At 71.7% G+C, this 13,196-nt stretch carries 12 protein-coding genes; 4 read left to right on the top strand and 8 right to left on the bottom strand.

All coding sequences use genetic code 11. From position 1 onward, the window contains the following. Positions 1-20: 20 nt before the first annotated feature. Positions 21-1,577, bottom strand: a complete 1,557-nt coding sequence (gene lnt / locus HPY32_RS34635) for an apolipoprotein N-acyltransferase (RefSeq protein ID WP_067589414.1) — start codon at positions 1,575-1,577, stop codon at positions 21-23. A gap of 246 nt (positions 1,578-1,823) precedes the next feature. Between lnt and HPY32_RS34630 the strand changes: the two genes are divergently transcribed. After that, complete coding sequence (locus HPY32_RS34630) at positions 1,824-2,900, top strand: cupin domain-containing protein (RefSeq protein ID WP_067589417.1); 1,077 nt, start codon at positions 1,824-1,826, stop codon at positions 2,898-2,900. Between the two features lie 163 nt (positions 2,901-3,063). Here HPY32_RS34630 and HPY32_RS34625 read toward each other — a convergent pair whose 3' ends face one another. The 4 genes from HPY32_RS34625 to HPY32_RS34610 all read right to left on the bottom strand — a co-directional run bounded on the left by HPY32_RS34625 (position 3,064) and on the right by HPY32_RS34610 (position 7,140). Continuing rightward, on the bottom strand, positions 3,064-4,662 hold the full coding sequence (locus HPY32_RS34625; RefSeq protein ID WP_067589420.1) for an amidohydrolase: 1,599 nt from the start codon (positions 4,660-4,662) through the stop codon (positions 3,064-3,066). A 36-nt stretch (positions 4,663-4,698) separates the two neighbouring features. Beyond that, on the bottom strand, positions 4,699-5,181 hold the full coding sequence (locus HPY32_RS34620; RefSeq protein ID WP_067589423.1) for an FxsA family protein: 483 nt from the start codon (positions 5,179-5,181) through the stop codon (positions 4,699-4,701). Between the two features lie 85 nt (positions 5,182-5,266). After that, positions 5,267-5,926 (bottom strand): response regulator, encoded by a 660-nt coding sequence (locus HPY32_RS34615; RefSeq protein ID WP_067589425.1) that lies wholly within the window; start codon positions 5,924-5,926, stop codon positions 5,267-5,269. Between the two features lie 2 nt (positions 5,927-5,928). Then, positions 5,929-7,140, bottom strand: a complete 1,212-nt coding sequence (locus HPY32_RS34610) for a sensor histidine kinase (RefSeq protein ID WP_067589426.1) — start codon at positions 7,138-7,140, stop codon at positions 5,929-5,931. Between the two features lie 67 nt (positions 7,141-7,207). Between HPY32_RS34610 and HPY32_RS34605 the strand changes: the two genes are divergently transcribed. Continuing rightward, positions 7,208-7,975, top strand: coding sequence for a TSUP family transporter (locus tag HPY32_RS34605; protein ID WP_067589428.1), 768 nt, complete (start codon positions 7,208-7,210; stop codon positions 7,973-7,975). 58 nt (positions 7,976-8,033) lie between these two features. Here the strand turns inward: HPY32_RS34605 and HPY32_RS34600 are convergent, their stop codons facing one another. Continuing rightward, on the bottom strand, positions 8,034-8,723 hold the full coding sequence (locus HPY32_RS34600) for a TetR/AcrR family transcriptional regulator (RefSeq protein WP_231951684.1): 690 nt from the start codon (positions 8,721-8,723) through the stop codon (positions 8,034-8,036). A gap of 213 nt (positions 8,724-8,936) precedes the next feature. Between HPY32_RS34600 and HPY32_RS34595 the strand changes: the two genes are divergently transcribed. Together HPY32_RS34595 and HPY32_RS34590 are read left to right on the top strand one after the other, a co-directional pair. Then, positions 8,937-10,463, top strand: a complete 1,527-nt coding sequence (locus HPY32_RS34595) for a TldD/PmbA family protein (RefSeq protein ID WP_067595934.1) — start codon at positions 8,937-8,939, stop codon at positions 10,461-10,463. Between the two features lie 2 nt (positions 10,464-10,465). Beyond that, positions 10,466-11,851 carry a TldD/PmbA family protein gene (locus HPY32_RS34590; RefSeq protein WP_067595933.1) on the top strand — a complete coding sequence of 462 codons (1,386 nt, stop codon included), beginning with the start codon at positions 10,466-10,468 and terminating at the stop codon, positions 11,849-11,851. A 16-nt stretch (positions 11,852-11,867) separates the two neighbouring features. On the opposite strand, the gene HPY32_RS34585 is transcribed toward HPY32_RS34590, so the two are convergent. Both HPY32_RS34585 and HPY32_RS34580 read right to left on the bottom strand, forming a co-directional pair. Next, positions 11,868-13,001, bottom strand: coding sequence for an NAD(P)/FAD-dependent oxidoreductase (locus HPY32_RS34585; RefSeq protein WP_067589431.1), 1,134 nt, complete (start codon positions 12,999-13,001; stop codon positions 11,868-11,870). Next, positions 12,998-13,195, bottom strand: a complete 198-nt coding sequence (locus HPY32_RS34580; RefSeq protein ID WP_067589434.1) for a ferredoxin — start codon at positions 13,193-13,195, stop codon at positions 12,998-13,000. Before HPY32_RS34580 ends, HPY32_RS34585 begins: the two co-directional genes overlap by 4 nt. Between the last annotated feature and the right edge of the window lies 1 nt (position 13,196).

The raw sequence follows: 13,196 nt of genomic DNA, 5'->3' as shown, positions 1-13,196 counted from the left end.
ATCGGATAGCGGTGCGGTCGCTACCGTCCGGTCGGTTCGCCCGGCGAGACGGTGTCCGCGCCGCGCTCGGCCCGCGCCGTTCGCCGCCGAATTGCCGCAGCGCCAACAACAATCGCGGCGAGCGCGCCCACGACACGCTCCGGCCACGGCCCCAGGCGGGTGGCGAGGGTGGTGCCGCCGCGCAGCGGCAACGTCGCCTCCAGGGCGGCGGGCACGAACTTGGGCGTCTGCTGCCGGACCACGCCGTCCGCGGTGATGATCGCGCTGACCCCGCTGGTGGCGGCGACCACCAGCGCGCGGCCGTGTTCCACCGCGCGGACGCGCGACATGGCCAGCTGCTGGTAGGTCATCTCGCTGTCGCCGAAGGTGGCGTTGTTGGTGGGCACGGTGAGGATCTGCGCGCCGGCCCGCAGCGAATCCTCGAAGGCGCGGTCGAAGGCGACCTCGTAGCAGGTGGCGACGCCGACGGCGACGACGCCGCGATCGGTCGGCACGTGCACCACGCCGTCGCCGTGGCCGGGCACGAAATAGCCTGCGCGGTCGGCGTATTGCGAGAAGTGCCGGAAGAAGCCGCGGTAGGGCAGGTACTCGCCGAACGGCTGGATGATCTTCTTGTCGTGCCGCTCCCCCGGGCCCGCGGCGCCGTTCCAGACGATGACCGAGTTGGTGGTGGTGTCGTCGGAGTTGACCAGGACCGCGCCGACCAGGATCGGCGCGTGCACGTCCTCGGAGGCCGCGGTGATCTCGGCGGCGGCGTCGGCATTGCGGATCGGGTCGATGTCGGAGGAGTTCTCCGGCCAGATCACCAGATCCGGCTGCGCGGCCTGCCCGGCATCGATGGCGCGGGCGAGCTCCTCGGTGCGGCGGACGTGATTGTCGAGCACGGCGCGGCGCTGGGCATTGAAGTCGAGCCCCAGGCGCGGCACGCTGCCCTGGATCGCGGCGACCGTGATCGGCCGGTCACCGCCGTCCGGGGCGGGCAGCGCGGCCCGGAGGATCACTCCGGTAAGAGGAATACTAGCCACAAGTATTGCGACAGTGGCAATTCCGAGCCGCCACCTGGGCGTCCGCCGCCCCCGCAGCCGAACCACCAAGGCCGCCAACCCCGTTCCGGTCAGCGCCACCGCGAAGCTCAGCCCCGGCGCCCCCGCCACCTGCGCCAGCGGCAGATACCACCCGTCCCCCTGCCCGAATGCCAGCCGCCCCCAAGGGAATCCGCCGAACGGGAAGCTGGAGCGTATCCACTCGGTGAGCGTCCACATCCCCGCCACCCACACGGGCCAGCCCGGCAGTCCCCCCACCACCCGCACGAGCATCCCGAACAATCCGACGTACACGGCGCACACCGCCGACAACGCCAGCCACGGCACCGGCCCGACGTAGATACCCGTCCACGGCAGCAGCGGCAGGAAGAACCCCAACCCCGCCAGCAGCCCGTACCCGAATCCGCTTCGCAGCCTGCCCGGTTCGCGTACGACGAGGGTGAGCAGCGCGACACCGACGGGCGCGAGGTACCAGCAGGTGCGCGGGGGGAAGCTGGCGAAGATCAACAGCCCGGCGAGGATCGCGACGAGCATGCGAGCCGGAACCGGATACCGCCGGGGCAGACCCTGCCCACCCGAACCGTTCTGCCCCGTCGTCACCGCACCCACACCGTCCCGCTCACCACGGCACCGATGCTACGGACAGCCGCCGACCCCGCACGGCCCGGGTCGACCGAACAATCCGGACGGTTCGTCTAGGGGTGCAGGTGCCGGGTGGGCGCCTGGCGGGCAGACTGGTCCAGGTGTCCCTGGCCCGCACGCGAGACAGGAGGAACCGATATGAGCAGCACCCGCAACGCGGTACCCACCCGGCACGCCGCCTCCCTGTGGGAGGGAGACATCGTCGAGGAGTCCGAGCTCGGATCCCTGCGGCGGCTGACGGCCGACAACTTCCCCATTCTGCGCGGCATGTCGATCAAGAGACTGCTGATCAATCCGGGCGCGATGCGCACGCCGCACTGGCACGCCGACACCAACGAGCTCACCTACTGCGTATCGGGGACGGCGCTGGTGTCGGTACTCGACAACGGCAGCAAATTCGCCTCGTTCGTCGTCCGCGCGGGCGAGATGTTCCACATCGATTCCGGTGCGCTGCACCACATCGAGAACATCGGCACCGACGTCGCCGAATTCATCATCGCCTTCCGCAGTGCGCGCCCCGAGGACTTCGGGCTCGGCGCGGCCCTGGGTGCGATGACCGACGCGGTCCTGGGCAACACCTACGACCTCGACGCCGCGGACATCGCCGGAATCCGCCGCGACCTGGGCGATCGGGCGCTGGCCCGGCGACAGGGCGATCCCGATGTGCCCGCCACCGCCTACTTCGACGACCCGCACAAGTTCGGGGTGGAGGCGATGAGCCCGCCGGTCGGCGTGGCGGTCGGTTCGGCCCGGACCGCGCGCGTGCAGTACTGGCCCGCGCTGCAGGATCTTTCCATGTACTCGCTGCGGATCCGCGAGGACGGGATGCGCGAACCACATTGGCATCCCGTCACCGCCGAGATGGGCTATGTCCACCGGGGCAATGCCCGCATGACGGTGCTGGATCCCGACGGCACCATCGACACCTGGTATCTGAAAGAGGGTGACGTGTACTTCATCCCACGCGCCTTCCCCCATCACATCGAGGTCGTCGATGCCCCCGAGATCCACTTCTGCATCTTCTTCGACCAGCCCACCCCGGGCGACATCGGCTACCGCACCTCGCTGAGCGCCTACTCCCGCGAGGTGCTCGCCGCGGTGTTCGACACCGCCATCGACAACCTGCCCGCCTTCCCGTTCACCAAGTCCGACCCCCTGATCGTCAACCGCCGCAACCCCGTCGACGCACGCGGCATCGGCGAGCCGACCACCTGATCGGGCATGCGGACGATCCGAGATCGGCACGAGCGCACGAGTTGTCGTGTGCCGGAGGCCGATCGGTCACCCCACCGCGTGTCGTCGTTCCGCGCGGTGGGGTGACCAGGCGCCCGGATTCCGGTGCGCGCCAAGGCCGGAGGGCGAGATCTCGGGGACCGGGCTATGCCTCGTAGATGACGGTTCCCCGATGCACCGTGCGCAGGCAGCGGGGTAGTTCGACGCCCGGGTCCAGGGGCGGCAGGCCCGGGACCCGGGAGCGGGGGTCGGTGGACCAGCGCTGGACCTTGTCCGAGGCGGCGGCGACCACCAGGTCGGCGGCATCCCAGACGGCGTAGGAGGCGGGGGCGCCGGGCTCGAGGGTGCCTGCGATGCCGTCGCGGACACCGCCCGCGCGCCAGGCGCCGCGGGTGGCGGCGGCGAACGCGGCGCGGGGGGAGATCCGGTGGCCGGGGGTGCGGTGGTGAGCGGCGGCGCGCACGGCCGCCCAGGGCTCGAGGGCGGTGACGGGGGCGTCGGAGCCCAGGGCCAGCGAGATGCCCGCGGAAGCCATGGCGGCGAACGGGTTCAGGGCCGCGGCGCGTTCGGCGCCGAGCCGGGCGGCGTACATGCCGTCGGGTCCGCCCCAGGCGGCGTCGAAACCCGGTTGCACGCTGGCGATCACGCCGTATTCGGCGAGGGCGGCGATCTGGCGGGCGTCGAGGAGTTCGGCGTGTTCGATGCGGTGCCCGCGCGCGGCCACCGCCGGGCCGCCCACTTCGGCGGCGACCCGCGAGAACCCTTGCACCACGGCGTCGATCGCGGCATCGCCGATGGCGTGGAACCCGGCCTGGATCCCGGCCTCGGTGCAGGCGCGAATGTGCGCGGTCACGGTGTCGGCGTCGAGGTAGCCGATGCCGGTGCCGTCGCGGTCGGCGTAGCGGTCGCGCAGCCACGCGGTGTGCGAGCCGAGCGAGCCGTCGACGAACAGGTCCCCGGCGAGTCCGTGTACGCCCAGCTCGGCGACCAGGGCGCGGGCCTCCTCGGCGGTGCGCACCGCCTCGCCCCAGTAGGCGCGCACCTGCACGCCGTGTGAGAACTCCAGCAGCTCGGCCACATCCGCGCGCCCGGTGATCTGCGGCCCGGCGCATTCGTGCACGGCCACCACGCCCCGGCTCGCGGCATGGTCGAGCGCGGCGCGGCGGGCCCGATCGCGATGGGCACGGTCGAGCCGGTCCAGCGCGGCGGCGCGCACCAGGTGATGGGCCTGCGCGCGCAGCGGTTCCCCGCGCGTGAATCCGACCGCCGCGTCGACCCCCGGCACCGCATCCAGCAGCGCGGTGGACACGACCGCCGAATGCGCGTCCGCCCGAACGAGATACGCGACCCGCCCCGGCCCGACGGCGGCATCGATCTCCGCGACCGTCGGTGGCCGCCGCTCCGGCCACCGCGTCTCGTCCCAGCCCTCCCCGATGATCACGGCCTCGGCCGCCGCCGCGGCGTGTGCGCGCACCAATTCCAGGCATTCGGCCAGCGAGTCCGCCCCCGCCAGATCCAACCCGATCAGCTGCAGCCCCAGCGAGGTCACGTGCACATGCGGGTCCACGAACCCGGGCGCCACGAACGCCCCGTCCAGCTCCACGATCTCCGCATCCGGATACAGCGCCCGCCCGGGCCCGTCCGCCCCCAGCCACACCACGGTCCCCTCCGTCACCGCCATCGCCGTGGCATCGGGCGACCCGGAACTGTAAACACGACCACCGACCAGCAACTGCGTACTCACGACGCCCCAGTCTGCCGTACCGGCGGGTGGTGGATCTCAGTGCCCGTCGATCATCCGGTGGCCGGTGCCCTGCCCGTCGTCGTAGTACTGCCCCACGACCGTGCCGTCGACCACGTCGCCCGCGGGGTCGACCACCACGCCGTGGTATCCGGCGGCCATGGTCAGGCGGTCGATGCGGCGGGTGGCGAAGGCCGAAACCAGGGGGCGGAGCAGGGCGCGGGTGGGGAGCAGGAACAGCAGGCCGAACGCGGAGGTGACCAGGCCGGGGACGAACATCAGGACCGCGCCGACGGTGACCAGGGCGCCGTCGGCGACCGCGGTGCCGGGGCGGATCTCGCCGCGGGAGGCGCGGCGGAACTGGTCGAACACCCGCCTGCCCTGCGAGCGAACCAGCATCAGACCGAGGCCGGATCCGGCGATGAGCAGCAGGATCGTCGCCACGGCACCGATGAGGTGCCCGACCACCACCAGCGCGGCGATCTCGACGACCAGGTAGAGGACGAACAGCAGGGCGGGCATGACGATCCTTTCGACACCTATCTACTCCGGTCAACGTCCGCGCCGCCCGGATTTCTCCCGAGTCCGGCTGAGCGGTGTCTGAGAATCAGGCCCCCGGCCGGACCAGCCCGGTCTCGTAGGCCAGCACCACCGCCTGCACCCGGTCGCGCAGCCCGAGCTTGGTGAGCACCCGGCCCACATGCGTTTTCACCGTCGCCTCGGACAGGAATAACTCCCGGGCGATCTCCGCGTTGGAGCGCCCGGCCGCGATCTGCTCGAGCACCTCGCGCTCGCGCGCGGTGAGCACATCCAGCACCGACGGGTCGCGCATCTCGGCGGGGGCGTCGGCGATCAGCCGGTCCAGCAGCCGCTTGGTCACCTTCGGCGACACCACCGCATCCCCGGCCGCCACGCTGCGAATGGCCGAGATCAGATCCTCCGGCGGCGTGTCCTTGAGCAGGAAGCCGCTGGCCCCGGCCCGCAGCGCGCCCAGCGCGTGCTCGTCCAGGTCGAAAGTGGTCATCACGAGAACCCTGCTGCCGCACCCGGATTCGAGGATCTGCCCGGTGGCGGTGACGCCGTCGACGACCGGCATGCGCACATCCATCAGCACCACATCGGGGGTCAGCTCCCGCGCCCGCTGCACCGCCGCCGCACCGTTGTCGGCCTCCCCGACGACCTCCATGTCCGGGTGCGCGCCGAGCACCATCTTCAGCCCGGCCCGCATCAATTCCTGGTCGTCCACGACGAGAACGGTGATCGGCACGCTCAACAATCTAACGATCCGTCCCCGGGAGCGCCGTATCGCACCAGCGGAATCGTGGCGCGCACCCGCCAGCCGCCCTCCGGCCGCCGCCCGGCCTCCAGCGTCCCGCCCAGCACGGCAATGCGTTCCCGCATGCCGACCAGTCCCAGGCCGCTGCCCCGGATGCGGGTGCGGACGGGCTCGTCGGCGAGTCCGTCGGGTGCGGCGGCCACGCCGCGATCGGTCACCTCCACCAGCACATCGGTCTCGCGGCGGCGCACCCGCACCCAGGCGCACGGGTCGGGTCCGGCGTGGCGGAAGGTATTGGTCAGCGACTCCTGCACGATGCGATGCACGCCGAGGCTGACCTCGGGCGCCACCTCGTCGAGCTCACCGGTCAGCTCCAGTTCCACGGCGAGCCCGGCGCTGCGCATCATCTCCACGATCTTCGCCAGGCCCGCGGTCCCGTGCTGCGGCAGCTGTTCGGAGGCGTGCTCGGTGCGCAGCAGCGCCACCGTGCGGCGCAGTTCGCGCAGCGCCTCGCGGCCGGTGCCCGCGATGGTGATCAGCGCCTTCTCCGCGCTGTCGGGGTCCTGGCGCAGTGCGTATTTCGCGCCGTCGGCCTGCACGATCATGACGCTCACCGCGTGCGCGACGATATCGTGCAGCTCGCGGGCGATGCGGGTGCGCTCGGCCGAAACCGCCTCGTGCGCACTGCGATCGCGGTCGTAGTCGGCGACGGCCAGCCGGGCGGCGACCTCCGCGTCGTAGGCGTGTCGCGCGCCGACGAACTCCGCCAGCGACCAGCACAGCGCGTAGAACAGGGTCACGAACGCCACGGTGAGCAGGAACGGCTGCTCCCCCACCACCACGACCAGCGACGCGTCGATCGCCAGCCCCGCCAGATAGATCAGTCCGTCGCGGCGGCCGACGTAGGCGACCAGGGTGTAGAGCATGATGCCCAGCGCCACCAGCGCCGGGGGCTGGATCTCCTCGCCGACCGTGTACCCGGTCAGCGATGCCGTGATCGACGCCGCCAGCAGTCCCAGCGCGGCGGCCCGCGGGTAGACCCGCCGCCAGATCACCGGCAGCGGAACGAGCACGCCCAGCACCAGCTGCGGTACGAGTTGGTGTTTGCCGCCGAGGTCCAGCAGGTCGAGCAGCAACAGCACCAGGGCCAGCGCCGAGTCGGGCACCAGGGGTTTGCCGCGTAGCCACAGACTGAAACGACGCATCCGCCCAGCCTATTCGGCGGCGATACGGATTTGCCGAGGCGATCCCCGGTCTGATTGTCTCCCCGGAGTGAGTTTCGCAGACTGGGCGGTCTTGCTGGCCGCGGCGACCGCCGCCGGATGGGTCGATGCGGTGGTGGGCGGCGGCGGGTTGATCATTCTGCCGACCCTGTTACTGGTGGCGCCCACGCTCGCGCCGCAGACGGCCCTGGGCACCAACAAGATTGCCGCCTTCTGCGGCACCTCCGCCGCCACCGTCACCTTCGCCCGCAAGGTGCCGATGCGGTGGCGGCTGCTGCTGCCGGGCGCGGCCATCGCCGCGGTCACGGCCGGGGCGGGTGCGGCGGCGGTCGCGCTCATCGACCGCCGGTACTTCGTTCCGATCGTGATGGTGGTGCTGGTCGGGGTCGCGATCTTCGTCACGCTGCGCCCCTCGCTCGGCCGCACCATGGCCACCCATCCGCCCGCCCGGCGCAAGACGATGCTGGTGATCGCGCTGGCCGCCGGGCTCATCGGCTGCTACGACGGCCTGCTCGGCCCGGGCACCGGCACCTTCCTCATCATCACCTTCGCCACCCTGCTCGGCACCGAATTCGTCCGCGCGGCCGCCATGGCGAAGGTGATCAACTGCGGCTCCAACCTCGGCGCGCTCATCCTGCTCGGCGCGACGGGCCACATCCTGTGGGCCCTCGGCGCGGCCATGGCCGTCGCGAATGTGCTGGGCGCGGTGGTCGGTTCGCGCATGGCGCTGGCCCGCGGGGCGGGATTCGTGCGCGCGGTCCTGCTGGTTGTCGTGACGGCCATGGTCGTTCGCCTCGGCTGGCAGCAGTTCGGTTAGGTCCCGGCCAAAAGCACGCCGGGACCATGAGATCGACCACGCCGGGATGACGAAATCCCTAGCAGCGGACCTCGGCGGGTAGGTGCTCCGGCCGGTGGCGGATGGTCTGGATCGAGTGCGTCGGGTTCGCGGCCAGCCAGGGGGCGAGGACTCGCGAGGTGGTCTCACGAATCTTGCGCTGCAACCGTTCTCCGTCCTCGATCCCCTGGCGGCCGGAGAACAGCACGGTCAGGGCGCCCGAGACCGCGCCGACCACGGCGCCGACCAGCGCGGCGGCGCCGACCTCGTCCAGCTCGTCGGGGAAGGCCACGCGTAAGTGCCGGGCGATCTCCTGCTGCGCGGCCAGCTGGGCGTGCGCGGCGCGCCCGCTCACCGCGGGCACCGTCCGCGATACCTGCGCGCGCAGCACCGCGATGCGGGCCGCCAGGTCGTCGCCGATGTGGTCGCCGGGATTGTCACCGGCCGCGCGCAACGCCCGCAGCAGCACCTCGACGGGCCGCTCGTCCGGGCGGCGGGTGGCGATGGCGTGCACCGCGGCCCGCACCCGCTCGTCGGGCTCGGGGAACAGCAGTTCCTCTTTGCTCTCGAAGTAGTTGAAGAACGTCCGCGTGCCCACCTCGGCGGCCGCGGCGATGTCGGCGACGGTGGTCGCCTCGTAGCCACGGCTTTCGAACATCTCGACCGCGGCCTGGAGCAGGGCGCGGCGAGTGCGTTCACGCTTGCGGTCTCGGAGAGCGGATGGCGGCACGCGGGCAGACAGTACGGCATGAATCGGCAAATATCCGGCAGGCAGCGTGTCGCTGCGCGCCGTTCACCCCGTGCCATGCCGCATATCGTGCATGTTTGCAGTCGATGCAAATATGCACGGCGTGTCGCGGTGAGTCGCAAGGCCTTCCGTCCCCCTAGTCCTGCACCCCAATGATGTTGATCGACTCGATCATGAACAATTAGCGTGTTCCGGGTGAGCATCGCATCCCGGGTCGTGGACGAACAGTTCCGCGCGCTACCGCTGTCCGCGCTCGCCGATGCCGCGCTGAGCGCCGCGCGCGCCGCCGGCGCCGACCATGCCGACCTGCGCGTGCACCGGCTGGTGCAGCAGTCCATCCGCGTGCGCGACGGCCGGGTCGAGGCGGTGCGCAATGCCACCGATCTGGGCTTCGCGGTCCGCGTGATCGTCGACGGCACCTGGGGTTTCGCCTCGCACGCCGACCTGTCCCCCGCGACCGCCGCCGAGGTGGCGCGCCGCGCGGTGACCGTCGCGACCACCCTGCGGGCGCTCAACCGGGAGCGGGTGGAGCTGGCCGCCGAACCGGTCTACCGCGACGCGCAGTGGGTGTCGGCCTACGACATCGACCCGTTCGAGGTCCCCACCCCGGAGAAAGTGGCGCTGCTGCAGGACTATTCGCAGCGCCTGTCGGCCGCCGCCGGCGTCGACCACGTGACGGCGACGGTGCTGCAGGTCAAGGAGCAGACCTACTACGCCGACACCGCGGGCTCGACCATCACCCAGCAGCGGGTGCGCCTGCATCCGCAGCTGGAGGCGACCACGGTCGATCCGGCCGCGGGCGCCTTCGAGACCATGCGCACCCTCGCCGCCCCGGCGGGCCGCGGCTGGGAGTACGTCACCGGCGCCGACGGCCGCTGGGACTGGGACGGCGAACTCGCGCGGATCCCGGAGTGGCTGGCCGAGAAGGTGAAAGCCCCGACGGTCGCACCGGGCCCCACCGACCTGGTCATCGATCCGTCGAACCTGTGGCTCACCATCCACGAATCCATCGGCCACGCCACCGAATACGACCGCGCCATCGGCTACGAATCCGCCTACGCGGGCACCTCGTTCGCCACCCCGGACCAGCTCGGCACCCTGCGGTACGGCACGCCGGTCATGCACGTCACCGGCGACCGCACCCAGGAATTCGGCCTGGCCACCGTCGGTTTCGACGACGAGGGCGTGGCCGGGCAGCGCTGGGACCTGATCCGCGACGGCGTCCTGGTCGGCTATCAGCTCGACCGGGCGTTCGCGCCGCGGCTGGGCCTGGACCGCTCCAACGGCTGCTCCTACGCCGACTCCGCCCACCACGTGCCCATCCAGCGCATGGCGAACGTGTCGCTGCAACCGGACCCCCAGCGCGACACCACGACCGAGGAGCTCATCTCCCGCGTCGAGGACGGCATCTACATCGTCGGCGACAAGTCGTGGTCGATCGACATGCAGCGCTACAACTTCCAGTTCACCGGGCAGCGGTTCTTCCGAATCCGCAACGGGCGGTTGGCCGGTCAGCTCCGCGATGTCGCCTACCAGGCCACCACCACCGACTTCTGGGGTTCGATGGAGGCGGTCGGTGGCCCGTCCACCTGGGTGCTGGGCGGCGCGTTCAACTGCGGCAAGGCCCAACCTGGGCAGGTGGCCGCGGTCAGCCACGGTTGCCCGTCGGTGCTGGTGCGCGGGGTCAATATTCTCAATACTCGGACGGAGGCCGGGCAGTGACGGTGCTACACGGTGGCGAGGTGGTCGAGCTCGCCCTGGCGGCCTCGCGCGTCGACGAGGCGATGGTGATCGTCGTCGACGCGCACGAGGCGTCGCTGCGCTGGGCCGGAAACTCCATGACCACCAACGGATCCTCGGTGTCGCGGGAGTGGTCGGTGATCTCGATCATCCGCGACCGCGCGGGCGCGCGCGTGGGCAGCGTCAGTTCCACCAGCGTCGACCCGGACGAGGTGGAGGCGGTGGTGCGCGCCAGCGAGGAGGCCGCCCGCACCGCCGAACCGGCCCGCGACGCCATGCCGCTGCTGCATCCGTCCACCTCCGACGCGCACGGCGACGTCGACTGGGCCACCCCGCCCGCCGCCACCGGCGTCGAGGCGTTCACCGACCTGGCCCGCGATCTGGCCACCGGCTTCGACGCCGCCGACCGGCTCTACGGCTTCGCCCACCACCGGCTGCACACCACCTGGCTGGGCACCTCCACCGGCATCCGCCGCCGCTGGACCCAGCCGACCGGTTCGGTGGAGATCAACGCGAAGCGCGGCGAGGCAACCGATCTCGCCAGCGCCTGGGTGGGCGTGAGCACCGTCGACTTCACCGATGTCGACACCCCCGCCCTGCTGTCCGAGCTGAACCGCCGCCTGGACTGGAGCAAGCGCCGCGTGGACCTGCCCGCCGGTCGCTACGAGACGCTGCTGCCGCCATCGGCGGTGGCCGACTTCATGATCTACATGTCGTGGACGATGGAGGGCCGCGGCGCGCAGGAGGGCCACAACGCGTTCTCCCGCGCGGGCGGCACCCGAATCGGCGAGCGGCTCACCGATATTCCGCTCACCCTCTACACCGATCCGACCGCCCCCGGGCTGGCCTATCGCCCGTTCGTCGCGGCCGCGACCTCCTCGGAGACCCTGTCGGTCTTCGACAACGGCCTGCCCGCCCGGCGGGTGGACTACCTGCGCGAGGGCGTGATCGACGCGCTCATGTACACCCGCGCCGACGCCGCCGAATTCGGCGCGCCCGTCGCGGCCCCGGGCGACAACCTGGTGATGACCGGCGGCGCGGACGCCTCCCTGGACGACATGATCGCCCGCACCGACCGCGGCCTGCTGCTCACCTGCCTGTGGTACATCCGCATGGTCGACCCGACCTCGCTGCTGCTCACCGGCCTCACCCGCGACGGCGTCTACCTCATCGAGAACGGCGAGGTCACCGCCGCGGTCAACAACTTCCGCTTCAACGAGAGCCCCCTGGACCTGCTGCGCCGGACCACCGAGGCCGGAACCACCTCGACCACGCTGCCCCGCGAGTGGGGCGACTGGTTCACCCGAGCGGCCATGCCCCCGTTGCGAATCCCCGACTTCCACATGTCCTCGGTGAGCCAGGCGACCTAGCGCCGCAGCCGATGCGCTACGCGGGCTCGCCGATTCTGGCGCGGAGCAGCCGGGTGTCGCGCGGCAGATTCCAGCCGAGGACCCCGGTGATCCGGCCGCCGTGCGCGAACAGCGCCGCGAACCGACCCGCGCCGACCTCCCCGGCGGCGACGGTGTGCGCCGCCCCCGCCGGGAACGTGCCGTACGCCTGAATCCGGACGTCGTACTGATCGGTCCAGAAGTACGGCACCGGCGCGTACGGCTCACCCTTGCCGAGCAGCGTGCGCGCCGCGGCCATGCCCTGCTCGGTGGCGTTCATCCGGTGCTCGACCCGAATTCGCTTGCCGGACACCGGATGCGACCACGAGGCGACATCCCCGGCGGCGACCACATCGGGCGCGGCCCGGCACAGCGCGTCGGTGTCGACGCCGTCGGTCAGCGACAGTCCGCTGCCCGCCAGCCACCGCGTGTTCGGCACCGCACCGATGGCGACGAGCACCACGTCCGCGGGCGCCACCGTGCCGTCGGCCAGCTCGACGCCCTCGACCCGCCCCGCACCGGTCAGCCCGGTGACGCCGAGGCCGAGGCGCATGCGCACCCCGTGATCGGCGTGCAGCTTCGCGATCGAGTCGCCCACCCACGGGCCGAACTGGCGGACCATCGGCGCGGGCAGCGGGTCGACCACGGTGACGTCCGCGCCGAGCCCGCGGGCGACGGCGGCCACCTCGCAGCCCAGGAACCCGGCCCCGACGATCACCACCGACCGCGACGCCGACAGGTCCGCCTTGAACGCCAACGCATCCGCCATCGTCCGCAGCACGTGCACGCCGGCGAGACACCGCCCGAACGGCAACCGCCGCGGCGTGACACCGGTGGCGATCACCAGCTTGTCGTAGCCGAGGCTGTCGCCGGTGGACAGCGTCAGCCGGTGCCCGGCCAGGTCCAGTCCGGTGGCGCGCACGCCGAGCAGCCAGTCCGCCGCCACCGCCGCGGGCAGCGCCGCGCGCTCCGGTTCCCAAGCGCCGGAGAGGATCTGCTTGGACAGCGGCGGCCGGTCGTATGGCATCCGGTCCTCGTCGCCGATGACGGTGAGCGGGCCCTCGTAACCCTCCCGGCGCAGCGCCTGGGCCGCGGTCAGGCCCGCGGCCGAGGCGCCGACGACCGCGATCACGACTCGTCCAGCTCGATCGCCAGCGCCGGGCACACCCGCGCCGCCTGCCGCACGTCGTCGTGCAGCTCGGCGGGCGGATTCGCTTGCAGCAGCACCACGATGCCGTCCTCGTCGCGCTGGTCGAACACGTCCGGGGCGAGCAGCACGCACTGTCCGGCGCCGACGCACTTGTCCTGATCCACAACAACCTTCATG

It is taken from the genome of Nocardia terpenica (assembly GCF_013186535.1).
GTDB lineage: Bacteria > Actinomycetota > Actinomycetes > Mycobacteriales > Mycobacteriaceae > Nocardia > Nocardia terpenica.
This window is presented reverse-complemented; position numbering and strand designations above follow the sequence as displayed.